Below are 25,202 nucleotides of genomic sequence, written 5' to 3' on the forward strand. Positions count from 1 at the left end.
TCGAAGAGGCGCGGCGCTGAAATCACTTCTCGGTCAGCTTCAGCTCGATGCGGCGGTTGGTAGAGCGCGCATCCGGCGTTTCGCCCGGCGCGATTGGCTGGAACTCGCCGAAGCCGGCGGCAACCAGCCGGTCGGCCGGCACGCCTTGTGCGATCAGGAACTTAACGACCGAAATCGCGCGCGCCGAGGAGAGCTCCCAATTGTCGCGATAGCGGCCCGTTCCGGCAAGCGGCACATTATCCGTATGGCCGTCAACGCGCAGCACCCAATTGATCTCCGGCGGAATTTCCTTGGCGAGATCGAGAAGGGCCGCGCCAAGCTTCGCCATCTCGGTCTGCCCTTCCGGGTTGAGATCGGCGCCGCCCGAGGGAAACAGCACTTCCGACTGGAAGACGAACCGGTCGCCGACGATGCGGATATTTTCGCGGTCCGAGAGGATCTCCCGCAGACGGCCGAAGAAGTCGGAACGGTAACGGTTCAGCTCCTGGACACGGGCGGCAAGCGCCACGTTGAGGCGGCTGCCGAGGTCGGCGATCTTGGTCTGCGAGACCCGGTCTTTATCCTCCGACGCCTGAAGGGCTGCTTCGACGGCGGCAATCTGGCTGCGAAGCGCTGCGATCTGCTGGTTTAGCAGTTCGACCTGGCTGAGCGCTCGTTCGCTCACCTGCTTCTGCTCGTCGAGCTCCTGCGTCATCGAGCCGATCCGCTTCTGCGCCGCATCCTGACCGCCCGAACCGGCACTCAGCAGCGCTTGCAGCCGCGACCGGTCGCCTTCGGCGCTGGCAAGCGAGGCCTGCAGATTGGCGACAGAATCCTGGAGATCCTGGTTGCTGCCCTTTTCCAGCGCAAGAAGCTGCGTCAGCTCGTTGATCTGGCTGTTAAGACGATTGAGCACCTCATCGCGTCCGGTGATCTCACGGCTGAGTATGAACTGCCCGACGACGAAGACCGTCAGCAGGAACATGATGGAGATGAGCAGCGTCGACAGCGCGTCGACGAAGCCCGGCCAATAATCGACCGTGCGTTCGCGGCGCCGGTTGCGGGCTAGAGCCATGGCTTACTTGCCCTCGCTCTTTTCTGCCTGGCTGGCGCGGTCGCGCAAACGCTCGCCCCTCTCGCCTGCGCGCTCCTGCACGCCGATGCGTTCGGCAAGCCGGTCGAGCGTGCGGCGCATCGCCTTCGCCTCGTCCTGCTGTGCCTCGATCCAGTCGCGCAGCATCTGCTGCTCGTTGCGCATGTTCTTGACGAGGCCTTGAATGCCTTCGGCAAGGCTCGCCATGGCCGCGACAGAGCGCTGGCTGCCGGCACCACCCTCTTCCGAGACCTTGCGCAGATAATCGGAGAGCGCGCGCATGTCGTCCGACGAAGCGCCGGAAACCGCGTCGAGAGCCGGGGCAAGATGATCGGAGCCGACATCCGTCACCGAGGAGAGCCAGTTTTCCAGCTCCATATAGAAGCGGTTTTGCGCGCGGCCGGCCTGCAGGTCGAGGAAGCCGAGAATGAGCGAACCGGAAAGGCCGAGCAGCGAGGAGGAGAAGGCCTGGCCCATGCCCGAAAGCGGCGTGGAAAGGCCTTCCTTCAGCGCCGAGAGCACGTCCCCGGTGCCGTTCGAACCGGCATCGAGCGACTGGATGACAATGCTGATCGAACCAATCGTGCCGATGAGGCCCCAGAAGGTGCCGAGCAGGCCGAGGAAGACCAAGAGGCCGATCAGGTAGCGTGAAACGTCGCGCGATTCGTCGAGGCGGCTGGCAATCGAATCGAGGATCGAGCGCAGCGCCGTCGTCGACAGCGACGCTGAGGACTTGCGGCTGCCGAGCAGCGCCCGCATTGGCGCAAGCAGCCGCGGATTGCGGTTGACCTTGTCGACGCTGCCGGCGGCGCGGAACGAATTAAACCAGCGGACCTCGGGGCGAAGCGCCAGTACATGGTTGAAAACAAGGATGATTCCGACCGCGAGAACGCCGACGATCAGGCCGTTGAGGCCCGGATTGTGCATGAAGGCGGTCTGCGTCTGGCGGAAGAGGATAGCGGCGATAAAACCGACGATGACGAGGAAAAGCAGCATCGTCCAGAGGAAGGGCATGGGGCTCGAAAGCCTGTTGGCATAAATGCCCGCCGTCTTTTCGGTGGAGCCGATCTCCGCCACATTCACATTTTCCATAGGTTACGCAGCCTCCGGATTCCCTGCTGGCGGAGACTAGAACAACATTGTGCCGAATTGAAGTATGCCGGGGAGAAAACCGTGACTTTACAACAGCCGGATTTTCGTTCGGTCACTTGGCGGGAACCGGCCGCTTGACGACTTCGATCAGCGCCTTGTGGATGATCTCGTTGCCGGCGACGATTGTGCCGCTCTCCAGCATCGTCGCGCCACCCTCCCAGTCGGTGGCGAAACCGCCGGCTTCGCGGATGAGCAGGATGCCGGCCGCCATGTCCCACGGCGCAAGCTCCACTTCCCAGAAACCGTCGAACCGCCCGGCAGCGACATAGGCAAGATCAAGCGTCGGCGAACCCAGGCGGCGGATGCCCGCCACTTCGCCCATCACATGGCGAAGCTCGACCAGGAACTTGCCGTGATTGCGCTTGCCGAGCGCCGGCACGCCACAGCCGATGACGCAATCCGACAGCGCCCGGCGCGCGGCGACGCGCAGGCGCCGATCATTGAGGAAGGCGCCGCCGCCGCGCTCGGCGGTATAGAGTTCGTCGGTCGCCGGATTGAAGACGACGGCGGCGACGATCTCGCCATTGCGTTCGAGCGCGATCGAGACAGCGAAGGCCGGGATGCCGTGCAAAAAGTTCGTCGTGCCGTCGAGCGGGTCGACGATCCAGCGATGCGCGCCGTCGGTGCCCTTGATTTCCTCGCTTTCCTCGCCGAGGAAGCCATAGGTCGGACGCGCCTTGAGCAGCTCTTCCCTGACGATCTTTTCGGCCTTGCGGTCGGCGGTGGAAACGAAGTCGCCCGGTCCTTTCACGGAAACCTGCAGGTTCTGCACTTCGCCGAAATCACGCCCCAGCGACTTTCCTGCCTTGAGGGCAGCCTGAACCATGACATTGAGAAGAGCTGAACGGGCCATCGGCGCATTTTTCCTTGGGACTGATACGGGGCGCGCGCGCTGCCAGGGGCGGGAAGTGTCCCTGACCATGCATGACAGGCAGCGCTGCGAAGATTGGCGGCCTCAAGACCACAAAATCAGGGAAATTTCAAGGGGACGCACGCATGGCTGCCCTGCGGCGTCGGAAACTATTCATTTTATTCTGGACAGACCAGTCCAATAAGAGTAGAAGCCTGGTCATGGCACGACACAAGGAATTCGATCGCGACACCGCCCTTCATGCCGCCATCGGCGTATTTACCGAGCATGGCTATGAAGGCACCTCAACCGAGGAATTGCTGACGGCGATGAAGATCAGCCGCCAAAGCATGTACGACACCTTCGGCGACAAGCGCGGTCTCTATCTGGAAGCGCTGAAGCGCTACAATGTGGAGAGCATCGATAAGATCATCGCCGATCTTCGCCACGACGGTCGGCCGATCGAGGCGCTGGAAGGTGCTCTTGTCGCTTTCGCCTCGCGTCCCGCTGCCGAGGCCCGGCGCGGCTGCCTCGGTGTCAGCGCCATCTGTGAATTCGGCCGCTCCGATGCCGAGGTCGCAGCTCTTACCGACAGCGCCGGCCGCGCGCTTCACGCGGCGATCGAAAGCCTTCTCGCTGAGGCTCGCAGGAGCGGAGAACTCGCAACAGAGATCGATATCGCCGACGCCATTCCGTTTCTCGGCGCTGCGCTGTCGGGCATGAAAGTCAGCGCCCGAAACGGCGCCCAATCCGAGACGCTCCGCGGTATCGCACACATGGCAATCAGAAGCCTCCGCTGACGAAGGGACAACTCCGAACTGACCTTTCCATGGGCAATTCTAGACTGATCAATCCAGAAACAAAGGAAACCTACATGTCTCAATCCCTTTCCACCAAGATCGCCCTCGTCACCGGCGGCTCGCGCGGCATCGGTGCCGCTATCGTCCGAAGGCTCGCCGCTGATGGCGCCGCCGTCGCCTTCACCTATTCCAGCTCGGAGCACAAGGCGAAGGCGATCGTCGCCGAGCTGGAGGCTGTTGGCGGCAGGGCGCTGGCGATCCGGGCCGACAGTGCCGATGCGAAGGCCGTACAGGATGCCGTCGCGTTGACAGCCGGGCATTTTGGCGGTCTCGACATTCTCGTCAGCAATGCCGGCATTCTCATCCTCAACCCGCTCGACGACTATTCGCTCGAAGATTTCGACCGGATGTTCGCCGTCAACGTCCGCGCTGCCTTCGTCGGCATCCAGGCAGCGGCAAGACACATGAAGGAAGGCGGCCGCGTCATCACCATCGGCAGCGTCACCGCCGATCGCAGCGGCTTTCCAACCTCCGCAGTCTACAGCATGACGAAGGGCGCAATCGCCTCGATGACCCGCGGCCTCGCCCGCGATCTCGGCCCACGCGGCATCACCGTCAACAACATCCAGCCCGGCCCGACGGCGACCGACATGAACCCCAATGAGGACGATCATGAGCGCCTCAAGCCGCTGATGGCACTTGGCCGCCTGGGTGAGGACCGCGAGATCGCCGGCCTCGCCGCCTATCTCACCAGTGCCGAGGCCGCCTTCGTCACCGGCGCCAGCCTGACGATCGACGGCGGTTATCTCGCCTGAATACGGAACCTGCACGGCTATGATCAAAAGCCGGCGGCATCCTGCGATACCGCCGGTTTCAGCGGGTTCCGTTGAAACCGACTTAAAACTTCTGCTGCATTATCAAAACTTCGCGAGCGATCTGATCGAGCGGCAGGATACGGTCGACGCCGCCTTTGGCGATCGCCTCCTTCGGCATGCCGAAAACGACTGAACTCGCCTCGTCCTGCGCCACCGTATAGGCGCCGGCCTGATGCATTTCGAGCATGCCGCGCGCGCCGTCGTCGCCCATGCCTGTCATGATGATGCCCATGGCGTTCGAGCCGGCCGAGCGCGCCGCCGAGCGGAAGAGCACGTCGACGGAAGGCCGGTGTCGCGACACCAGTGGCCCGGTCTTGACGCTGACATAGTAGCGCGCACCCTGGCGCTCGAGCAGCATGTGCTTGTCGCCTGGTGCGATCAGCACATGGCCGCGCAGCACCGGATCGCCATCGACGGCTTCCTTGACCTCGACTTCGCAGAGCCCGTTCAGCCGCTTGGCGAAGGCGGCGGTGAATTTCTCCGGCATATGCTGGACGATCACCATGCCAGGCGCATTGGCCGGCAGTTCCTCCAGGAACTCGCGCAGCGCTTCGGTGCCGCCGGTGGAGGCGCCGACGCAGACGACCATCTCCGTCGTCTTCGCCATGGCCCGCCCCGTCGGCGGCGGCAGCATCACATCCGCCGTCAGCTTCTTGGCCGGCCCTTCCGCCGAAGCCGAGCGAATGGTTCCGGCGGCGCGGCGCACGTTTGAAAGGCGTGCATGCGAGGCGCTCTTGACGACTTCGCGAATGCGCATCGCATCATCGGAAAGGCTGTCGGCAGCCCCGATCTTCGATTTCAGGATGACGTCGACGGCGCCGGCCTCCAGCGCCTGGAGCAGCGTTTCCGATCCCGCCTCTGTCAGCGACGAGCACATCACGACGGGGATCGGCCGTTGCGACATCAGCTTGCGCAGGAAGGTGATGCCATCCATGCGCGGCATTTCCACATCGAGCGTGATGACATCGGGGGTCTCCTCCTGCAGCTTCCGCGCCGCCATGAAGGGGTCGGATGCCACCGCCATGATCTCGATATCGGGATCCTGCTCCAGCACATGGGTCAGCGTCTGGCGGATGCTGGCGGAATCGTCGATGATGAGAACGCGGATTTTCTTAGCCATGAATGCCCCTAATGCATGCCGTCCAGAAGTGCGCAGCGGTTTTGGGATGGCGCAATGCGCTTTAGATACGTTGAAACACCGTATTCGAGACCTGCTTCAACGGCAGATCGAAGCCGGTGATCGATTCAGAATGGCCGATGAACATGTAGCCGCCCTTCGCCAGGCAGGCACAGAGGCGGTTGAGAACACCGGCCTGAGTCTGCTTGTCAAAGTAGATTAGCACGTTGCGGCAGAAGATGACGTTCATCAACTCGCCGATCGCGTATTTCTCGTCCATCAGGTTCATGCGGGCAAAACCGATCTTGCTGCGCAGTTTCGGCGTGATACGCACCTCCCGCCGACCCGGCTGCTTGGCTGTCAGCACGTATTTGCGCTGCAGATCGCGCGGCACAGGCGCGATCAAATCTTCCGGGTAGATGCCCCGGCGCGCCGTCTGCAGCACATCAGTGGAAAGGTCGGTCGCCAGAACGCTGTAGGAGACGTCGTTGCGGCCTTCGGCGAATTCCGCCAGCACCATCGCCATCGTGTAGGGTTCCGCTCCCGTCGAGCAGGCCGAACTCCAGGTGCGGATGGTCCGAACGCCGCTATTGACAATCATTGGCAGCGCTACCGTCTGCAGATAGTCGAAATGCTTGGCTTCGCGGAAGAAGTCGGTCTTATTCGTCGTCACCACGTCGATCAGGTAGACGGTTTCCTGGTCGAGGCCGTCATGATTGAACAGGAAATCGCAATAATCGTCGAAGGTCGCATGGTTGGTTGCGCGAAGGCGGCGCCTCAACCGCCCTTCGAGCATCGTCAGCTTGGTCGGCGGCATCTTGATGCCGCTATAATCGTAGATGAACCGGGCAAGCTTATCGAAATTGCGCTTGCTGATCCGGTCGCCCGGCAATTGGGTTTCCACCGCTGCTGCCATTCTCATAGAATGCAGTACTCCGAGTTGATGCGCGGGTCAGGCCGCCGATTGCAGTACCGAGGCGTCCTCGCGCGACAGCAACCGTGCAAGGTCGATGATGACGACGAAGCCGTTTTCACGGCGAACGACGCCGGCGATATAGTCCGAGCGCCAGCGCACGCCGATATCAGGCGCCGCCTCGATCTGCTCGTGCCGGAATGGCGTGACTTCGAAGACGCGATCGGCGACGAGGCCAAGCGTCAGCAGCCGGTTTTCCATCGGCACGTCGAGGACGAGCACCCGCGTGTGCGGCGTCGGCACGGTCTTCGTCATGCCGAGCTTCAAGCGAAGATCGATCGTCGGCACGCCCTGCCCGCGCACGTCGCGCAGGCCGAGCAGATAGTCGGGACCATTCGGAATCTTGAAAGCTTCCGCATAGTCGAGGATTTCCCGTACCACCTCAACCGGCACGGCGAAAATCTCCTCGCCGAGGCTGAAGGTCACGAATTGCGCTTCCAAAGATGTCGTGGCCATGATCATGCGCTTTCCTTGAATTCGGCATCCCCATCATCGGGACCGCCCATGGAGAGATCGAGAGCGAAGCCTTTCGCCCGCGCCTGCTGGCCGGCGACGCTGTTGGCGGCCGGCTTCTTGGGCGTAGACTTGCGGCCGGCGGCGGGAGCCGGGCTGCGAACCGTCATCCTGGCGGCCGGCGTGCGGGACTGGCGGTTGCCTGCAGTATCGACCTTGAAGAAGGCGATCGAGGCCTGCAATTCTTCCGCTTGAGTCGCGAGCTCTTCCGAGGTTGCGGACATCTGCTCGGAGGCGCCGGCATTCTGCTGCGTCACCTTGTCGAGCTGCTGGATCGCTTCGTTGATCTGCGAAGCGCCGACATCCTGTTCGCGGCAGGCGGCGCTGATCTCGGAGACCAGTTCCGCCGTCTTGCGGATATCCGGCACCAGCCGGCCAAGCATGTCGCCCGCTTCCTGAGCGGCCTTGACGGTATCGCCCGACATCGAGCTGATTTCGGCAGCAGCCGACTGGCTGCGTTCGGCAAGCTTGCGCACTTCCGAAGCCACCACCGCAAAGCCCTTGCCGTGTTCGCCTGCACGAGCAGCTTCGACGGCGGCATTGAGAGCCAAGAGATCGGTCTGGCGGGCGATTTCCTGGACGATACCGATCTTCTCGGCAATGGTCCGCATCGCCTGTACGGCGCGCGTCACCGCGTCCCCGCTGGCTTCAGCATCCTTGGCCGACTGGCGGGCGATCTTTTCGGTCTGGGCGGCGTTATCGGCGTTCTGCTTGATGTTGGCGGCCATCTGCTCCATCGAGGCGGAAGCCTCTTCGGCCGAAGCCGCCTGTTCGGTGGCGCCCTGCGATACCTGCTCGGAGCTCGAGGACAGTTCCTGGCTGCCGGCCGAAACATTTTCTGCGGCAGCCGCCGCATCAGAGACGACACCGCGCAGACGCTCGACCATCTGCTCGAGCGCAATGCCCAGCATGTCCTTGTCAGAAAGCGGCTTCGGCGACACGGTCAAGTCGCCGTTCGAGATCTGGCTGGCGATACCAGCAGTGCTGCGAAGATTATCCGTCATGACGTTGATCGTGTTCACCAGGTCCTTGATCTCGTCGTTGCTGTTGATCTCGGCCTTCTGGTTCAGGTCGCCGGTGGCGACGGCGTTGGCGACGTTCATGATCTTACGCAGGCCGCTGTTGATGCCGAGGGCGATCCACAATGCGGCGGCAAAAGCGATGACGGAGGCGCCGACGGCGATGCCGATCAGCAGGTTCCTGGTGGAACCATAAAGGGTTTCGGTATCGTCATCGGCCTGCGCCATTGACTTCTGCTGCTGCGCAACGAGCGCCGCGAAGACGTCTTCCAGTTCCGTAACGAGGGCGCGAACCTCTCCCGACGACAGGGCATTGGCCCCTGCCCTGTCACCACTTTCCTGGATGGAGGCGACTTTGTGGGAGCCCTCGGTGAAACGCTTGGCCAGTTCGATCAGCCTATCCCACGTGGGCTTGCCGTCGACACTTGCAAGCTGTTGGCCACTCACCGCATAGGCCAGCATTTCGTCCATGCTCTTCGCCGAGTTCTGGTAGTTCTTCCTGGCCACTTCGGGATCCATTTCCAGAAGGGCATTCTTCTGCCAGCGAATGGCACTGAGCTCCGCAGCTTTTGCTTCCAGGGCCAGTTCCAGGCTTTTTGCAGGACCCGCGACAAGGTTGCCGACGGCGTCGTTCAGTGTGCTGAGGCTGATGATCCCATACACCGCGCTGCCCACCAGCAACAAAATGACGAAGCCGAACGCGGCCGCGAGCTTAAGCTTGATCGTGATACGCATCTCAATATCCTTTGTGAGAGCGACGTAATAAGTGTGAACCGGCTATTCCTTGGCGCTGCGTCATGCAGCAAAACCTTCCGGCGGACGAAGACTGCCCACGGATCTCCGTGCCGGCACCCGCAGGCGCCGGAAGCATGCCTCGCGGGCGCATTAGCTGGCCCGCGACGAGTGCGACGCGATAGCGCTTAAGCGCTTTCCCCAGGGGAGCGCTATGCGCTCTCCCGGAATTCCTCGTCGACCGTGTCGGGACCGCCCATCGACATGTCGAGGGCAAAACCCTTCACGCGGGCCTGCTGGCCGGCCACCGTATTGGCCGGCGCCTTGCCAGCCGGTTTGCGAGGTGCGGCGGGAGGCCGGTTGCGGACGGTGAGTTTTGCAGCCGGCGCACGCTCGCGGCGACCGCCTGCCATGTCGACCCTGAAGAAGGCAATCGACGTCTGCAGCTCTTCAGCCTGGGAGGCGAGTTCCTCCGAGGTTGCCGACATCTGCTCGGAGGCGCCGGCATTCTGCTGCGTCACCTTGTCGAGCTGCTGGATCGCCTCGTTGATCTGGGCCGCCCCGATATCCTGTTCGCGGCAGGCGGCACTGATCTCGGAAACCAGCTCGGCCGTCTTGCGGATATCGGGCACCAGCCGGCCGAGCATTTCGCCCGCTTCCTGGGCCGCCGTCACCGTATCGCTCGACATCGAGCTGATCTCGGCGGCAGCCGACTGGCTGCGTTCAGCAAGCTTGCGCACTTCGGATGCAACGACTGCGAAACCCTTGCCGTGCTCACCCGCACGAGCCGCTTCCACGGCAGCGTTGAGGGCGAGAAGATCGGTCTGGCGGGCGATTTCCTGGACGATGCCGATCTTCTGGGCAATCGTGCGCATCGCGTCGACAGCGCGGGAGACAGCCTCGCCGCTGGCTTCCGCATCCTTCGCCGACTGACGGGCGATCTTTTCGGTCTGGGCGGCATTGTCGGCGTTCTGCTTGATGTTGGAGGCCATCTCTTCCATCGAGGCGGAAGCCTCTTCGGCGGAAGCCGCCTGCTCCGTGGCGCCCTGCGACACCTGCTCGGAGCTTGCCGAAAGTTCCTGGCTGCCGGAAGAGACGTTCTCGGCGGCCGATATCGCATCGGCAACGACGCCGCGCAGGCGTTCGACCATCTGTTCGAGCGCGATGCCCAGCGCGTCCTTGTCGGAGAGCGGCTTTGGAGACACCGTCAGGTCACCGTTTGCGATCTGATCGGCGATGCCGGCGGTGGTCCGCAGGTTGGAGATCATGCTCTGCATCGCGATGCCGAGCGCATCCTTGTCCGAAAGCGGCTTGGCATCGGTGCTGAGGTCACCCATGGCGATCTGGTCGGCAAGTGCTGCCGTGGCACGCAGATTGGCAGTCATGGCATTGACCGTATTGATGAGATCCTTGATCTCGTCATTGGTCTTGACATCGACCTTCTGGTTGAGATCGCCGATTGCGACGGCGTTTACGACGGTCGTGATCTTCCTCAAGCCATTGTTGATTCCAAGCGTGATCCAGAGCGCAGCACCGAGCGCGATGAGCACTGCGATGCCGGAAGCAGTGGTGAGGATCAGCTTCGTTGAGGTGTAGAGATTGGTGTTCGATTGGTTGGTCGCCTGCATGCCCTTGCGCTGGATCTCGGTAAGGGCGGAGATCGCATCGCCCATGTCGCCGGTCATCGCCCGGAGGTCGCCGAGTGAAAGCGCCAGCGCGCCGGCCTTGTCGCCCTTGGCGTCAAGCTGCTGCAGCTCGGCGGATTTTTCACGGAATTTCCCGCCGACCGTCCGCAGCTTCTCCCAATGGGGTTTGCCTTCCGGCAAGGCGATCGCAAGGCCGGCATCGACGGCATCGAACATGACCTGCAAATTCTGGTCGCCTTCCTTGTAGAAGCCGGCAGCCGCGTCAGGATCGGTGGAAAGCAGAGCGTTCTTCTGAGCGCGGATGGCGTTGACTTCGGCAATATTGGCGTTCAGCGCCAGTTCCAGGCGGCGCACAGAGCCGTCGATCATCTTGCCGCTCGCCTCGTTCAAGGTGCCGAGGCTCAGGCTTCCATAAACCGCGATGCCGATCAGCAGCAGCGTCATGATGCCAAAGGCAAGACCCAGTTTGAGTTTAATGGTGAAACGCATGTGATACCCCCGATTTGCGGTCAAAACGAATGGAGAGACATGTCCCCTTGGCGGGACGTCAAGCTTGGAAAGTGATGTGCTGAAACGGGGAAAAGCGACTAAATTCACTTCCCGGCAGCCGGACATCTATCCATCGCAGCGCCAACGCCTACATGCGTTGGGGGATGTTCTCGCCTCAGGCCGCCGGAGCAGCCCGAGGGATCACATTGAGGCGAAGCGCTCACGCGCTTTCCCCGGGGGAGCGCTTATGCGCTCTCCCTAAAGTCGTCGTCGCTGGCGTCTGGACCGCCCATCGACATATCGAGAGCAAAGCCCTTGAGGCGCTGCTGTTGAGCCGAAACCGTCTGGCCGCGGCCTTGGCTGTGAGCCTGCAGGCCGGGCTTGCGGCCAGCGGCCGGGGCCTTGAGCGCCTTGGCCGAAGCCTTTGGCTGCGCTTTGTGGGCGCCGGACCGTGCGTTGCCTGCCGTATCGACCTTGAAGAAGGCGATTGACGTCTGCAGTTCCTCTGCCTGGGAGGCGAGCTCCTCGGAGGTTGCCGACATCTGCTCGGAAGCGCCGGCATTCTGTTGCGTCACCTTGTCGAGCTGCTGGATCGCTTCATTGATCTGCGAGGCGCCGATATCCTGTTCGCGGCAGGCCGCACTGATCTCGGAGACCAGTTCCGCCGTCTTGCGGATATCGGGCACCAGCCGGCCGAGCATATCGCCGGCATCGGCGGCAGCTTTGACCGTGTCGCTCGACATCGAGCTGATTTCGGCAGCCGCCGACTGGCTGCGTTCGGCAAGCTTGCGCACTTCCGAAGCGACCACCGCAAAGCCCTTGCCGTGTTCTCCCGCACGAGCCGCTTCCACGGCCGCGTTGAGAGCCAAGAGATCGGTCTGGCGGGCGATTTCCTGGACGATGCCGATCTTCTGGGCGATCGTGCGCATGGCGTCGACAGCACGCGTCACCGCTTCACCGCTCATCTCCGCGTCCTTGGCGGACTGGCGGGCGATCTTTTCGGTCTGGGCGGCGTTATCGGCGTTCTGCTTGATGTTGGCGGCCATCTGCTCCATCGAGGCGGAAGCCTCTTCGGCCGAAGCCGCCTGTTCGGTGGCGCCCTGCGATACCTGTTCCGAACTCGCCGAAAGTTGCTGGCTTCCGGAAGAGACGTTGTCGGCGGCCGACAGTGCGTCGGCAACGACGCCGCGCAGACGTTCGATCATGATATTGACGTTGCCCAGAAGTTCGCCGATTTCGTCATGGCTGGTGATGTCGGCCATCTTGGTCAGATCGCCTTCCGACACTTCGCGCACCACGGTGTTGGCACGGCCGAGGCCCTTGCTGATCGTGCTGGCGATCCAGAAGGCGGTGAGGGCGGCAATCAGCAGGGCGACGGCTGCGACCGCAACCATCATTGTGCGTGTCGTCGTGTACTGCGCTTCGGCGCCGTCGTCGGCAGCCTTCATGCGCTGCTTTTCAAGTGCCAGGATTTCGCTGAGCGTCGCGTCGATATCGTTGGCAGCGGCCCGCGCCGTCGTAACAGAGACGGTATTTGCGCCTTCGGCATTACCGGCCTTCACATAGTCACGGATCTGATCGTCGGCCGCATTGAAGGTCTTGGAAAGTTCGGCGATGCGCGCCCAGCGCGCCTTGCCTTCTTCCGTCGCCAGCGCCAGCACCTGGTTGAAGGCGTCGGTGAACTCCTTGCGGGCCTGATTGCCCTTCGCGACCGCGCCGGCCGTCTCGTCTGCGCTGCGGGCGGTGAGCAGGTTCTTCTGCTGGCGGATGGCCTCGAGCTGGGCAATGTTGATCTGCTGCGCGAGATCGAGGCGGGCTGCCGGGCCGGCAAGAAGCTTATCGATCGTGTCGTTCAGCGATCCAAGGCTGAAGATACCGTAAGCGGCGGTGCCTACGAGCATCAGAATGATGAAGGTGAACGCGGTCACCAGTTTCGTCTTTATTGTCAGTCGCATCGTCCAAACCCCTCGTTGAATTCATCCAGCGTCAATTGACGGCTCCCGCCGCATCGTGCCTCGATGAAAAGATCGCCTGCAGATTGGGGAGAATGATGAATTCTCCGCCCCTCTTCACCAGGCAGTTGATGTAGTCGGCGCGCCAACGCATGCCGATGCTGGGCGGGGCTTCGCTCGCGGACTTTGCAAGTGTCGTCACCTCGTTCACCTTGTCGGTTCTGAGGCCGACGAGCGTCTGCTCGCCCTGTAGGTCGATCTCGATGACGATGAAGCGGCTGTCGATCGTCGCCTCTGCTGCTTCCATCCCGAAGGCGAGACGCAGATCGGCGAGCGGAATGACCTTACCGCGGAAGTTGATGACGCAGGCGACGAAGGGCTGACTGCCCGGCACCGCGGTCTCAGGAAGCAGGTCCAGGATTTCCTGGACGATGACCGCTTCCAGCGCGAAGGTTTCGCCGTTGAGATCGAAGGTCAGGACCTCGACTTCCTCGGCATAGCTCCAGTGCTTGTCGAACCGTTCGGCTGCTGCTGTTGCACTCATCCTGCTACACGCAATTGCGCCTCCTGTTGCTGACCCGCGGCAACCAGGTGCCCAACGTCGAGAATGAGAGCGACGCTGCCGTCGCCGAGAATGGTGGCGCCCGAAAAGGTCGCGACGTTATTGTGCAGTTTCGACATCGACTTGATGACCGTCTGGTGGTCGCCGATGATCTGGTCGACGACGAGGCCGACGCGCTCCGTGCCGGTCGAGATGACGACGACCTTCTGATGCACGTCGGGCTTAGTGCCGGTGCGGAAGAGGTCGCGCAGGCGCAGGAACGGCACCAGGCTGTCGCGCAGCGAGATGAAGCTGCGGCCGCGCGAGCGGAGATCTTCCTCGAGCGACAGTTCGAGGCATTCCTCGACTGCCGAGAGCGGGATGACGTAGCGGCCGGAGCCGACCCGCACCAGCAGGCCGTCGATGATGGCGAGCGTCAGCGGAATGCGCAGCGACACTTCCGAACCTTGTCCCGGCAGGCTGACGATATCGATCGCGCCGCGGAGCGCTTCGACCGTCTTCTTCACCACGTCCATGCCGACCCCGCGGCCGGAGAGATTGGTGATTGCCGCGGCCGTCGAGAAGCCGGGGGCGAAGATTAGTTGCAGCAACTCGGAGTCGGAAAGCGGCTGACCGGGCTGGATGAGACCGGAGGATTCCGCTTTGGCGCGAACGCGTTCACGATTGATGCCGCGGCCGTCATCCTTGATCGAGATGATCACCTCGCCGCCGGCCTGGCGGGCCGAAAGCGTCACCGTGCCGGCTTCGGTCTTGCCGGAGGCAAGGCGGTCGGCGGGCGTTTCGAGGCCGTGATCGATCGAGTTGCGCACCAGATGCACAAGCGGATCGGCCAGACGCTCGATGACGGTTTTGTCGACTTCGGTGCTCTCGCCCTCCGTCACCAGTTCGATCACCTTGCCGGTTTCGCGGGCGAGATCGTGAATGAGGCGGCGAAAACGGGAGAACAGGGTGGCGACCGGCACCATGCGCAGCACCATCATCGTGTCGCGCAATTCGCCGGAGAGGCGTTCGATTTCTTCCGAGACGGAGCGCAGCGCGATATCGGCGCTGGCACTGGCCAGCTGGCTGAGGCGCGATTGCGCGATGACGAGCTCTCCGACACGGTCCATCAGCTCATCGAGACGTTCGGCCGGAACGCGGACATTCTCGGCCGCCTTCGCCTGGCTGATGGCGGCGGGCGCCTCGCGCTTGGCCGGAACCGCCTCGACAGGACGGAATTCCGGGACGCTGGTCGGCGAAGCCGCCGATACCGCGGCGACAGGGGCAGTTGCGGCCTTTTCCTCAACCGGCGCGGCGGTTGCCGCTGCCTGCCCGCCGATCTCCTCGACGCTGAGTTCCATATCATCAAGCACGAAGATGAAGACGTCGTCGATCGCTGAGCGGTCTTGCTCGCTGGTCAGCGTCACGTCCCAGGAAATGTGGAGTTCCGTCGGAGCCAGCGCGTCGAGGGGCGGAATGGCCGAGGAGTTGGCGCGCACGGTGCATTCGCCGAGATCGCGCAGCTCGTCCAGCAGGCCGAGCGGGTTGGTGCCGTTGGCCATCGAATTGGCAGGCAGGCTGAAGCGGATGCGCCAGCTGTTCTTCTTCTTCGCTGGCGCCTCGCGCCCGGCCGCAGTCGTAGGAACAGCGGCGGGCGCTGCTGCAGCCGCTTGCTTGCCGCCGACGGCAGCCTGCAGCTGCGCCAGAAGCTTATGCCCGGTATCGCCGTGATCGGCGTCCGGCTGGTCGACGAGGGCACGCATATGGTCCTGGGCGGCGAGAACGGCGGCGACGAGTTCGCTGGTCGCCGCGACCTCGCCCTTGCGGACGCGATCGAAGGCTGTTTCGCAATGATGGGTGAAGGCGGCGAGCGCCTCGAAACCGAACATCGCACCGGAGCCCTTGAGCGTGTGGAGGCCGCGGAACACGGCATCGACGAGATCCTTGTTGTCGAGCTGGTGGGTCAGGTCGAGAAGACCAGCCTCGATCGCTTCGAGGCATTCGGCAGCTTCCGTGCGGAAGACGGCGACCGGATCGAGCGTACTCATCGTCCGAGAACCTTCTTCACGATCTTCACCAGGCTTTCCGGGTCGAACGGCTTGGTCAACCAGCCCGTCGCGCCGGCGGCCTTGGCGCGCGCCTTGAGATCGGCGTCCGATTCCGTCGTCAGGAAGATGATCGGAACGCCGGCCTGCGCCGGCAGCTTGCGCAGTTCCTCGATCATCGTCAGACCGTCCATAACAGGCATGTTGAGATCGGTCACGATCAGATCGAAGCTGCTGCCCTTGGCTGTCGCGAGGCCCTCTGCCCCGTTGACCGCCTCGGTGACGCTATAGCCGGCATTGGTCAGCGTGACCTTGGTGGTCAGACGAATGCTGGCGGAATCGTCGACAGTCAGGATCTTTGCACTCATAACGTCACCTCTTTATGCAACCAGAAATTTGCGTCTTCGTGATCGAAGGATTCGATGAAACCTGCACGCTCAAGTACCTTCAGGACCGAGCCACTGGCCGGCGAAGAAAGCTTGAAGGTCTTTCCCTTGGCCTTTGCTTGGCGGCGCGAGGATTCGATGAGTTGAACAAAACTCAGATCCGCTTCTGCGCCCTCGGGAATGCTGATGATGATTGTATCATTGCTATGAAATTCATCGGTAAACTTGGAATATAGTTCGGACACGTTGCGAATGCTGAGCACGTCCGGCAAATTTATAGATTCGTAATATTGTTTCTGAGTATCCAATGCAGCCTCCTGGGCCAGAAAATACTTGACGACCCTAAAAGGACTCTCACGGCAGCGTTAATGCGGGGTAAACAGCGGTTGTAGGAAACTGCCGTATAGCGCATTCCCAGACTCCCAATTCTCATCCGGGATAAGTTGTATTTTTTTCTCAAAATTTAGAAATAAGTAAAATAAAAACAATAAGTTGAATCATCAATCCGAGCGTTAGGCTTTCCCCGACAGGCCATCAACATCTTTCGTTAATCACAACGCTGGCGAGTCCGGCGCGTTTACCGGACGTTTCCATCCTGCCCGTAAAAATAGAGTTCGAATTGCCTGGATTTTAAGAAAAGGTATAAAAGTGGCACACGCTCTGGTATCGCCGAACGCTGCAGCCTACTCATCAGGACGGGACATAAGCCAGACCCTGGAATCTGCTCGTAGCCAGGTGGAGGAACGTTTCCTCGAAGGCGGCACCGTGCTGCTCTCGGTGATGGATGTGCTCAACCGTCTGTTGAACTCGCTCGAGAGCGTCACCACGACGCTCGACAACAAGGAGGCGAGCGACACCAGCGCCGATCTCCGCGCCACGGTGGAGAGCCTGATGGCGCTGCCCGTCACCGAGGAAAACCGGCAGCAGGCGCTCGTCTCGCTGGCGCATACCGGCAGGGAACTGCGCAAGCACGTCGCCGACATGCAGGAGACGATGCGTTATCTCAGAACCTTCGCGGTGACCGTGAAGATTACCGGTGCCGGCCTTGCCGAATTCGCCGGCTTCGCCCAGGAGATCCTGGAGCGCATCTATTCCGGTACCGATGAGGTCAACCGTTTTGCCACGCATCTCGACAGTCTCGACAAGGAGGTCAAGCTCGCCGCCTCCTTTGGCGCCAGCGTTTCGAAGGGCTATGCCGATACCGTTCCTGCCGTCGCCGGAGCCCTGCGCGATGATGCCGCCAAGATCGCCGGCCATCGCAAGGATCTCGGCGTCATCGCCCGCGAGGTCGGCGCGATTGCCCGCGCCGTCCAGAGCAAGGTCGCCTCGACCCTGTCTGCCCTGCAGATCGGCGATATCACCCGCCAGCGCATCGAGCATGTGCAGGCCACTTTTTCGCTGCTTGAAGATTTCTTTGCCGGTGAGGATGGCGCCAGACTCGACGCCGGCGCGCGTCAGCGCCTCCAGAACGTCATTCACCATCTGACGGCGGCGCAGATGAGCGACATGTGTGCAAATTTCCAGCGGGATTCCGAGAACGTCGTCAAGACGATCGCAAGTTTCGATCACGACATGCGGGAGATTCTCAAGCTGCGCGATCAGATGAGCGGTCAGAGCGGCGAGGCCGGCGGCAACTTCATGCGCGCGCTGGAATCCAGCGTTTCGGCCGCCCATGAAATCGTCAAGCAGGTCGATACGGCAAGCCGCCAGGCCGACCAGGTGAGCCAGTCGACGATCGGTACCGCGGCCAAACTCTCCGAAGCGATCGGCAACATCCGCGCCGTCAAGACTGACATTCACTATATGGCTTTGAATACCAACCTGCGCTGCAGCCGACTCGGCGAGGAAGGCAGGTCGATCAACGTCGTCACCGCCGAGCTGCGCATCTTCGCCGGCAAGCTCGACGATTCCGCCGACGCCATCGTCAACGGCCTGCCGGCGCTCGAAGCTGCGGCCGGGCGCGTCGCCCCCGCCACGGATGCCGGAGCCGGCAATCTCGGAGAAAGCCTGACCTCGGCCGTCGGCAACATCCGCTCTGCAGCCAACGTGATGGAAAACGAGCTGAAGGTGCTCGCCGAGAACGGTCGCGAGGTCGCCACCAAGATCAGCCTGCTGATCGGCAAGCTCGATTTCCAGCATAATCTGGGCGAAGTCCTTGCCGGCTGCGCCGATATGCTAGAAGGCGTCGCCGGCACCGATGTCGCCGATATCTCCGATCTCGCTGAGACGATCGCGCCGCTCGACCGCAAGATCTTCAAGCACTATACGATGGTCCAGGAGCGCAGCATTCATCGCGGCATCATTCCGGCGAGCGAGGACAGCACCTCCGCTCCCGCCGAAACCGTCAAAGCCGAAAACGATGAAGACCTGTTCGCCGATGCTCTTTTCTAGGTTGGAACGCTACAGCGCCGCGCGTCTTTCAGACGAGCAAAGGACGCTGTAGTCCTCTGAATTGATGCATAGTAGCCCGTCGGCCGGGTCGCCAAGCGGCCGCTATCGCCGCCGGAACTTGTTGGCGGCATCGATCGCAGCCTTCTGCTGGGTGTCCTCGATACCGAGATAGAAATCTTCGAGCGCCGGATCGGCAAGCCCGGCGCGGCGCGACAGCACGTACCACTTCGCGGCCTCGATAGGGTTGGGCGCCGTGCCGATCGCGTTGATATAGAGATGGGCGAGCTTGTTCTGTGCAGCGACATTGCCGCCATTGGCGGCAAGTTTCAGCCATTCGAAGCCCTTGACGTAATCCTTCGGCCCGCCGACGCCGTTGACGAGCCAGATGCCGAGATCGAGCTGGGCCGTGTCGAAACCGGCGCGCGCCGCGCGTGCCATCCACTCGCGGGCGAGCTTTGTCTTTTCTTCCGGCAGGTCCTTCAGCGTCGCATAGATCTGCGCCACGGCATATTGCGAATCGGCAATGCCCTGCTCGGCCGATTTCTCATAAAATGGTAGCGCGAGCTTCAGTCCCTTCTCGCCGGGATTGTCGGCGATGAGAAGCTGCGCCCAGTTGAATTCCGCCGAAGGATTGCCGGCCTCGGCCGCCTTGCGCATGTAGTCGTCGGCCTTGACCCTGTCACGCGGCACGCCCTCGCCTTCCATCAGGATCAGTGCATATTTGAACATCGCCGCCCCGTCGCCGCCTTCGGCCGCCTTGCCGTACCAGAAGGCGGCGTTCTTCACGTCCTTCTTGACGCCGAGGCCCTGCGAGAGGATTTCGCCGATCAGCGTCTGCGCCGCCGGATCGCCGAGCTGGGCGCGCGGCAGCGCCTTGTCCATCGCCGTCAGGTAATAACCGCGCTGGAAGGCGCCATAGGCCTCGTCGATCGGCCCCTTGTAATCCTTCTCCGGCGGCAGATCCGGCAACTTCGCGCCCATGCGGTCGAATACGCCGACGCCATCGGAGGGTTGCACACCCGGGCTGGAAGGCCGGTCGGTGCGGAAGGTCGAAGCCGGCCCCGTGCCCGGCTGGCTGATGACGCTGTCCGGCGCCTGCGCCAAGGCAACATTCGGCCCGGCCGCAACGAGGGCGGCCATGCTGGCAAGGATATATTTCAAAAGGCGGGCGGGCGGGATCGGCATGAGCGCGATTTCAATCCTCAAACCGTGGCGCTTTTTCGTCAAGCAACGCATTGATTTCGGCAACGACAGACGGCGCCCGGGCAGGCTCGGCGAAGACCGCCAGCCGCAGCGCCACAAACTCCGCTCCGGTTTCGGCGACGGCGAGCGCCGAGGCCGGATCGGTGCCGCCCATGACGATGCAGGGAATCTCGATCATCGAGGCCCACCATTCGCCGAGCGCAAGGTTCTTCGGATGCGCCTCCGGCTTGATATCGCCGTCGAGCTTGCCGAAGAAGATATAGTCCGGCCTGACTTCGCCGATCTCCAGCGCATGGTGCCGGTCGGCCGCGTTGCCGCCGCCGACGATCAGCTTCGGCGCATGTTTGTCGATCGCTTCCGAAAGCGCCTCTGCATTGCTGGAAAGGTGCAGGCCATCGGCCTTTGCCCGGCCTGCGACACGGCTGTCGCCTGATATCAGCGCGGCTGCTCCAGCATCCTGGATCAATGGCACCAGCTTTTCCGCATGTTTCTGGAAGGTGCCGTCGTCGAGCCCGTATTGCGGCACGATCACCGAGGCGACATCGCCGCCCTTCAGCGCGTCGGCGACGATCTTTGCCTGTTCATCTGCATCGGCGATATCGGGCACGATGAGCACAAGGCGGCAGCGGTTTTCCGGTTCGGTCATGGGGTCTTTCCGTTTCCTGCGAATTCCCCTTCGAAATGAGGGATCCGCACTCGTTTTGTGTGAGTAGTTCCGTTAGACGAGGCTGGCAAGAGGAGGACGTCGAAAGCATGCCGCAGGATCTGTCATTCTACTACGCCGCCGTGCCCGCCGTTCTGCTGGTGGGCCTCGCAAAGGGCGGCATGGGCGACGCTTTGTCGCTGATCGGCCTGCCCTTTCTCGCCCTCGTCGTCTCGCCCGTCGAGGCAGCGGCCATCCTGCTGCCGATCCTGGTCTTCATGGACATGATCTCGCTCGTCATCTGGCGCAAACATGGCGACTGGGCGACGCTGAAAATCATGCTGCCGGGCGCGATCTTCGGTATCGCGCTGGGCTGGGCGACCTCGGCGCTGGTTCCGGGCAACATGCTGCGCATCGTCATCGGCGCGGTGACCATCCTCTTCTGCCTGCGCTATTTCTGGAACAGTTTCGGCCCGGGCGCCGGCAAGGTGATCCCGCCGCGCGGCCAGCGGCCGGTGGCCGCCGGCCTCTGGGGGACATTTTCCGGTTACGGCAGCTTCGTCGCTCATGCCGGCGGTGCGCCCTTCCAGATCTATGCCCTGCCGCTCAAATTGCAGCCGCGCGAATATACCGGCACCAGCGTGCGCTTCTTCGCAATCCTCAACGCCATCAAGCTGATCCCCTATTTCGCGCTCGGCCAGCTCGACACCCAGAACCTTGCGACCTCCGCGACGCTTCTGCCCTTCGCCCCGCTCGCCACCATCGCCGGCGCCTGGTGCGTGCGCCGGATGAGGCCACAGATCTTCTATCCCTTCATGTATGCGATGGCGCTGATCGCCGCCTTCCTGATCGTGGGCGAGGGCCTTGGCTGGTAGAAGCCATACAGCGCCGCACATCTTTCGAGAGGCGCAAAGGACGCTGTGGCACTTTGAACGGCTGCATAATTCCTGAAATCGACTCCGATTTTAGGAATTATGCAGTGACACGCTGCAATGCACAATTTCCTTGCTGGCGCGGCCGGTTTGACGTAGCGTTCCCGCCATGTCGAACACGGACCCCTTCTCTGCGATTGCCGATCCGAACCGGCGGTTTCTGCTGGAGGAATTGCGTCGCGCGCCACGGACCGTCAATGAGCTCGCCGAAGGCCTGCCGATCAGCCGTCCTGCTGTTTCGCAGCACCTGAAGGCGCTTCTCGACAGCAATCTCGTCTCCGTGACCTCGGAAGGCACCAAACGTATCTACGCGGTCAACAACCGCGGCTTCGACAAGCTCAATTTGTGGCTGGATCAGTTCTGGGCCTGATGCATGTTCCCATGCGATCTGGGAATACGATGTGAATCATAAGAACGCGATGTGAGACGTGGCGGACCCAAAAGCGCCAGCCACGATGCCGGATGCATCGGGCTGGCGCAAATCTGGTGTCAAATCACCGGTTCTTGCTGATTTTTGGTGGAATGGATGGATTTACCTTGTTGCGCAAGATGATCGTCCGGCGATCCTTGGGAAGATTAGTGGACGGATGACTTAAGACGCTGAATCTCGTCCTTGATGCGCAGCTTGCGACGCTTGCAATCGGCAAGTGCCGTATCGGAAATAGAGGGAGATGTTCTGAGCGCGTGCAACTCCTCCTCGAGAGCGACATGCTTTTTCTGGAGTGACTCAAGATGAGCTTGAACAGTCATATGACCCTTCCTTCCTCTTACCCTCCCCGGCCAACATCGTCGGGGATCAAGGTGTCAACGGGCGGGACTGTGACACATTTTTGAAGGCTTGTCGAAGGCCAAAAGATGAAGACTGGATGGCAATTTCATGATCAAGACTAACTAGCCGTTACCTGTATTTGATGATAGGAGCTTGCGGAAATCATCGGCAGATCGGACAAGGTCCAGGGACGATAACGGGGAATGTATATGGCCGATCAGGAACAGGCGGAAATCAGGCTCATAGTGGCGCGCTTGCGCCAGGAGCACGAGGATTTCGACGCCGCGATCAACGCCATGATCCAGACCGGATGCGACGCTCTGCGGATCCAGCGCATGAAAAAGAAGAAGCTCGTCATCAAGGACAGGCTCTCCAGGCTGGAAGATCAGATCATCCCTGACATCATCGCCTGAGCCTGACATCATCGCCTGAGAGGGAATAGCAGCAACGATGACAGACAGACCACCCGTCGCCATCATCATGGGCAGCCAGTCCGACTGGGAGACCATGAAAAACGCCGCCGACACGCTGGAGGCGCTGGAAATTCCCTATGACGCGCGCATCATTTCGGCGCACCGTACAGTCGACCGGCTGGTCAATTTCGCCAAGGGCGCACGCGCGGAGGGCTTCAAGGTCATCATCGCCGGCGCCGGCGGCGCTGCCCATCTGCCGGGCATGACCGCCTCGCTGACACCGCTGCCGGTTTTCGGCGTGCCGGTCCAGTCGAAAGCCCTGTCCGGCCAGGACAGCCTCCTTTCCATCGTACAGATGCCGGCCGGTATTCCGGTCGGCACGCTCGCCATCGGCAAGGCTGGTGCGGTCAACGCCGCCCTTCTCGCTGCCGCCGTACTTGCCCTTTCCGACGAAGAAATTGCCGACCGGCTCGACGAATGGCGCGAGCGCCAGAGTGCTGCCGTCGCCGAATACCCGATGGACGACCTATGACGGCAACAACGATCGGCATTATCGGCGGCGGCCAGCTCGGCCGCATGCTGGCGATTGCCGCCGCCAGGTTGAATTTTCGCACGGTCATCCTCGAGCCGCAGGCGGACTGCCCGGCCGCCCAGCTCGCCAACCGGCAGATTACCGCTGCCTATGACGATCCGGCGGCACTCGCCGAACTCGCCGATATCTGCGATGTCGTCACCTACGAATTCGAAAACGTGCCTGTCGCAGCCGCCGAAAAGCTCTCGGCGAGCGTGTCGGTCTATCCGCCGCCGAAGGCGCTGGAAGCCGCCCAGGACCGTCTCGTCGAAAAACGCTTTCTCAACGGCTGCGGCATAACCACTGCACGCTTCCATGCGATCGACAGCCAGGCCGATCTCGAAACGGCGCTGAAGGATTTCGGCGGCCAGGGCGTGCTGAAGACCCGCCGTCTCGGTTATGACGGCAAGGGCCAGAAGGTTTTCCGCTCGGCCGCAGACAGCCCGGATGGCACCTATGCAGCACTTGGCGGCGTGCCGCTCATTCTCGAAAGCTTCGTCGCCTTCGAGCGTGAAGTCTCGATCATCGCCGCCCGCGCCACCGACGGTACGGTCGTCTGCTTCGATCCCGCCGAGAATGTCCACCGCAACGGCATCCTCCACACCTCGACGGTTCCCGCCGCGATCTCGGCGCCGACGGCGGACGCCGCGCGGAAATCGGCCGAGAAAATCCTTGCCGCATTGAACTATGTCGGCGTCATCGGCATCGAATTCTTTGTGCTTGCCGATGGCGGTCTGATCGCCAACGAGATGGCGCCGCGCGTCCACAACTCCGGTCACTGGACGGAAGCCGCCTGCGTCGTCAGCCAGTTCGAGCAGCATATCCGCGCCGTCACCGGCCTGCCGCTTGGCAATGCCGAGCGACATTCCGACTGCGTCATGCAGAACCTGATCGGCGACGATATCCTAGCCGTTCCCGACTGGCTGCGGCGCCCCGACACGCTGGTTCATCTCTACGGCAAGACCGAGTGGCGCCCCGGCCGCAAGATGGGTCATGTCACCACCGTGACGCCGAAATCGCCGGTTTGGACCTGAGAAAACACCTCTACGCCTTGGGAAAAACACCTTCATGTGGTTGACACGGAAAAGGTGACGGGGTATCTGCTCCCCCACCTAAACAGCGCGCCCGATGGCGCGCTTTTGATTGTTAAAGATACGGGCGAATGTGAATTCCCCATAGAGATCGCGGATCAAAAAAATGAAGATTAAGAATTCGCTCAAGTCGCTCAAGGCTCGTCACCGTGACAACCGTCTGGTTCGCCGCAAGGGCCGCATGTACATCATCAACAAGCTGAACCCGCGCTTCAAGGCTCGTCAGGGCTGATTTCGCGCGTCCGGATCGCCCTGCCGCGTGCGCTTGCGCCGGCAGATATATCCGGTGGGTCGCTGCGGTGATCACGTCAAATTTGTTTGATCTTCGGCGCTGGCGGGCTAATATGTCCGCCATGCGCTTTTTTGCTTTGACATCAGCGGCGCTGCCGCTCGCCCTCATTCTCCTTACCCCCTCCTTTCCGGCCGCCGCCGCGGAAAAGTCGGCTGCCGTCGCGAAAAAGGACGTCATCGTCGAGCAGGCGGATGCCAACAATTCGCCGAAGCAGCACCTCGACCAGCTCTTCAGCCAGCTGAAGCGTGAACGCGATCCCGAAAAAGCCAGTGGCATCGCCAATGAAATCCGCATGGAATGGAACGATTCGGGCAGTGCCACCGTCAATCTGCTGATGCAGTGGGCCGACAAGGCGATCGAGGAAAAGCGCAACCCCGCCGCCCTCGATTTCCTCGACGAGGCGATCGCGCTGAAGCCCGATTATGCCGAAAGCTGGAACCGCCGCGCCACGCTGAATTTCGTCATGGGAAATTATCGCAAGTCGATGTCCGACATCGAACGTGTACTCGATCTCGAGCCGCGTCATTTCGGCGCGCTCTCCGGCATGGCGGCGATCCTCAGCAATTCCGGTAACGATCAGCTGACCTTGAAGGCGTGGGAGCGTTTTCTCGATATCTATCCCGCCGAACGCACCGCGCAAGAACAGGCCAACACACTTGCGGAAAAACTCGCCGGCAACCGCACCTGATTCCGGACGGCGGCCTTGACGTCGGATCGTGCCGCGCAATTTTAGAA

The 25,202-nt window shown here is 61.9% G+C and carries 26 protein-coding genes; 10 read left to right on the top strand and 16 right to left on the bottom strand.

All coding sequences use genetic code 11. From position 1 onward, the window contains the following. Nucleotides 1–22: 22 nt before the first annotated feature. The 3 genes from AC245Y_RS18400 to AC245Y_RS18410 form a co-directional block, all read right to left on the bottom strand. A complete protein-coding gene (locus AC245Y_RS18400) occupies nucleotides 23–1,054 on the bottom strand; it encodes a peptidoglycan -binding protein (protein WP_017995114.1) in 1,032 nt (343 codons plus the stop codon). 3 nt (nucleotides 1,055–1,057) lie between these two features. Next, nucleotides 1,058–2,164, bottom strand: a complete 1,107-nt coding sequence (locus AC245Y_RS18405) for a MotA/TolQ/ExbB proton channel family protein (RefSeq protein WP_017995115.1) — start codon at nucleotides 2,162–2,164, stop codon at nucleotides 1,058–1,060. 112 nt (nucleotides 2,165–2,276) lie between these two features. Beyond that, on the bottom strand, nucleotides 2,277–3,077 hold the full coding sequence (locus tag AC245Y_RS18410) for an inositol monophosphatase family protein (protein WP_017995116.1): 801 nt from the start codon (nucleotides 3,075–3,077) through the stop codon (nucleotides 2,277–2,279). 218 nt (nucleotides 3,078–3,295) lie between these two features. On the opposite strand from AC245Y_RS18410, the gene AC245Y_RS18415 reads away from it, so the two are divergent. Then, entirely contained in the window at nucleotides 3,296–3,874 is a 579-nt protein-coding gene (locus AC245Y_RS18415; protein ID WP_017995117.1) for a TetR/AcrR family transcriptional regulator, read from the top strand. 74 nt (nucleotides 3,875–3,948) lie between these two features. Continuing rightward, nucleotides 3,949–4,689 carry a 3-oxoacyl-ACP reductase family protein gene (locus AC245Y_RS18420; protein ID WP_017995118.1) on the top strand — a complete coding sequence of 247 codons (741 nt, stop codon included), beginning with the start codon at nucleotides 3,949–3,951 and terminating at the stop codon, nucleotides 4,687–4,689. A gap of 82 nt (nucleotides 4,690–4,771) precedes the next feature. On the opposite strand, the gene AC245Y_RS18425 is transcribed toward AC245Y_RS18420, so the two are convergent. The 10 genes from AC245Y_RS18425 to AC245Y_RS18470 all read right to left on the bottom strand — a co-directional run bounded on the left by AC245Y_RS18425 (nucleotide 4,772) and on the right by AC245Y_RS18470 (nucleotide 16,470). Next, the gene (locus AC245Y_RS18425; protein WP_017995119.1) at nucleotides 4,772–5,869 is read right to left on the bottom strand and encodes a protein-glutamate methylesterase/protein-glutamine glutaminase; all 1,098 of its coding nucleotides are present in this window, start codon (nucleotides 5,867–5,869) and stop codon (nucleotides 4,772–4,774) included. A 61-nt stretch (nucleotides 5,870–5,930) separates the two neighbouring features. Further along, the gene (locus AC245Y_RS18430) at nucleotides 5,931–6,788 is read right to left on the bottom strand and encodes a CheR family methyltransferase (RefSeq protein WP_017995120.1); all 858 of its coding nucleotides are present in this window, start codon (nucleotides 6,786–6,788) and stop codon (nucleotides 5,931–5,933) included. 30 nt (nucleotides 6,789–6,818) lie between these two features. Next, nucleotides 6,819–7,301, bottom strand: a complete 483-nt coding sequence (locus AC245Y_RS18435; RefSeq protein WP_012758901.1) for a chemotaxis protein CheW — start codon at nucleotides 7,299–7,301, stop codon at nucleotides 6,819–6,821. Beyond that, nucleotides 7,298–9,106, bottom strand: a complete 1,809-nt coding sequence (locus AC245Y_RS18440; protein WP_017995121.1) for a methyl-accepting chemotaxis protein — start codon at nucleotides 9,104–9,106, stop codon at nucleotides 7,298–7,300. The genes AC245Y_RS18435 and AC245Y_RS18440 overlap by 4 nt, the downstream gene beginning before the upstream one ends. 209 nt (nucleotides 9,107–9,315) lie before the next feature. Continuing rightward, nucleotides 9,316–11,238: a HAMP domain-containing methyl-accepting chemotaxis protein gene (locus AC245Y_RS18445; protein ID WP_017995122.1), complete on the bottom strand. Its 1,923-nt coding sequence runs from the start codon at nucleotides 11,236–11,238 to the stop codon at nucleotides 9,316–9,318. Between the two features lie 245 nt (nucleotides 11,239–11,483). After that, the gene (locus AC245Y_RS18450; protein ID WP_017995123.1) at nucleotides 11,484–13,193 is read right to left on the bottom strand and encodes a methyl-accepting chemotaxis protein; all 1,710 of its coding nucleotides are present in this window, start codon (nucleotides 13,191–13,193) and stop codon (nucleotides 11,484–11,486) included. Between the two features lie 31 nt (nucleotides 13,194–13,224). Then, nucleotides 13,225–13,734, bottom strand: a complete 510-nt coding sequence (locus tag AC245Y_RS18455) for a chemotaxis protein CheW (RefSeq protein ID WP_017995124.1) — start codon at nucleotides 13,732–13,734, stop codon at nucleotides 13,225–13,227. Further along, entirely contained in the window at nucleotides 13,731–15,779 is a 2,049-nt protein-coding gene (locus tag AC245Y_RS18460; RefSeq protein WP_017995125.1) for a chemotaxis protein CheA, read from the bottom strand. Before AC245Y_RS18460 ends, AC245Y_RS18455 begins: the two co-directional genes overlap by 4 nt. Beyond that, nucleotides 15,776–16,144: a response regulator gene (locus AC245Y_RS18465; RefSeq protein WP_012758907.1), complete on the bottom strand. Its 369-nt coding sequence runs from the start codon at nucleotides 16,142–16,144 to the stop codon at nucleotides 15,776–15,778. Before AC245Y_RS18465 ends, AC245Y_RS18460 begins: the two co-directional genes overlap by 4 nt. After that, nucleotides 16,141–16,470, bottom strand: coding sequence for an STAS domain-containing protein (locus AC245Y_RS18470; RefSeq protein WP_012758908.1), 330 nt, complete (start codon nucleotides 16,468–16,470; stop codon nucleotides 16,141–16,143). The genes AC245Y_RS18465 and AC245Y_RS18470 overlap by 4 nt, the downstream gene beginning before the upstream one ends. A 340-nt stretch (nucleotides 16,471–16,810) precedes the next feature. Here AC245Y_RS18470 and AC245Y_RS18475 point away from each other — a divergent pair, with 340 nt between their 5' ends. Further along, on the top strand, nucleotides 16,811–18,553 hold the full coding sequence (locus AC245Y_RS18475; RefSeq protein ID WP_017995127.1) for a chemotaxis sensory transducer: 1,743 nt from the start codon (nucleotides 16,811–16,813) through the stop codon (nucleotides 18,551–18,553). A 102-nt stretch (nucleotides 18,554–18,655) separates the two neighbouring features. Here the strand turns inward: AC245Y_RS18475 and AC245Y_RS18480 are convergent, their stop codons facing one another. Next, on the bottom strand, nucleotides 18,656–19,738 hold the full coding sequence (locus AC245Y_RS18480) for a tetratricopeptide repeat protein (protein ID WP_017995128.1): 1,083 nt from the start codon (nucleotides 19,736–19,738) through the stop codon (nucleotides 18,656–18,658). A 10-nt stretch (nucleotides 19,739–19,748) separates the two neighbouring features. After that, a complete protein-coding gene (locus AC245Y_RS18485) occupies nucleotides 19,749–20,402 on the bottom strand; it encodes a thiamine phosphate synthase (protein WP_012758911.1) in 654 nt (217 codons plus the stop codon). 107 nt (nucleotides 20,403–20,509) lie between these two features. Between AC245Y_RS18485 and AC245Y_RS18490 the strand changes: the two genes are divergently transcribed. Both AC245Y_RS18490 and AC245Y_RS18495 read left to right on the top strand, forming a co-directional pair. Beyond that, entirely contained in the window at nucleotides 20,510–21,274 is a 765-nt protein-coding gene (locus AC245Y_RS18490; RefSeq protein WP_012758912.1) for a sulfite exporter TauE/SafE family protein, read from the top strand. Nucleotides 21,275–21,440: 166 nt separating this feature from the next. After that, complete coding sequence (locus tag AC245Y_RS18495) at nucleotides 21,441–21,701, top strand: ArsR/SmtB family transcription factor (protein WP_003552646.1); 261 nt, start codon at nucleotides 21,441–21,443, stop codon at nucleotides 21,699–21,701. 206 nt (nucleotides 21,702–21,907) lie between these two features. On the opposite strand, the gene AC245Y_RS18500 is transcribed toward AC245Y_RS18495, so the two are convergent. After that, a complete protein-coding gene (locus AC245Y_RS18500) occupies nucleotides 21,908–22,081 on the bottom strand; it encodes a YdcH family protein (RefSeq protein WP_003552648.1) in 174 nt (57 codons plus the stop codon). 228 nt (nucleotides 22,082–22,309) lie between these two features. On the opposite strand from AC245Y_RS18500, the gene AC245Y_RS18505 reads away from it, so the two are divergent. The 5 genes from AC245Y_RS18505 to AC245Y_RS18525 all read left to right on the top strand — a co-directional run bounded on the left by AC245Y_RS18505 (nucleotide 22,310) and on the right by AC245Y_RS18525 (nucleotide 25,155). After that, nucleotides 22,310–22,513 carry a YdcH family protein gene (locus AC245Y_RS18505; protein ID WP_003552650.1) on the top strand — a complete coding sequence of 68 codons (204 nt, stop codon included), beginning with the start codon at nucleotides 22,310–22,312 and terminating at the stop codon, nucleotides 22,511–22,513. A 37-nt stretch (nucleotides 22,514–22,550) separates the two neighbouring features. Beyond that, nucleotides 22,551–23,045 (top strand): 5-(carboxyamino)imidazole ribonucleotide mutase, encoded by a 495-nt coding sequence (gene purE, locus AC245Y_RS18510; protein WP_003552651.1) that lies wholly within the window; start codon nucleotides 22,551–22,553, stop codon nucleotides 23,043–23,045. Further along, the gene (locus AC245Y_RS18515; RefSeq protein ID WP_017995130.1) at nucleotides 23,042–24,118 is read left to right on the top strand and encodes a 5-(carboxyamino)imidazole ribonucleotide synthase; all 1,077 of its coding nucleotides are present in this window, start codon (nucleotides 23,042–23,044) and stop codon (nucleotides 24,116–24,118) included. The genes purE and AC245Y_RS18515 overlap by 4 nt, the downstream gene beginning before the upstream one ends. A gap of 163 nt (nucleotides 24,119–24,281) precedes the next feature. After that, entirely contained in the window at nucleotides 24,282–24,407 is a 126-nt protein-coding gene (ykgO, locus tag AC245Y_RS18520) for a type B 50S ribosomal protein L36 (protein WP_003542835.1), read from the top strand. A 112-nt stretch (nucleotides 24,408–24,519) separates the two neighbouring features. Beyond that, nucleotides 24,520–25,155, top strand: a complete 636-nt coding sequence (locus tag AC245Y_RS18525; protein ID WP_012758914.1) for a tetratricopeptide repeat protein — start codon at nucleotides 24,520–24,522, stop codon at nucleotides 25,153–25,155. Nucleotides 25,156–25,202 lie beyond the last annotated feature (47 nt).

The organism is Rhizobium sp. SRDI943, from assembly GCF_057653695.1.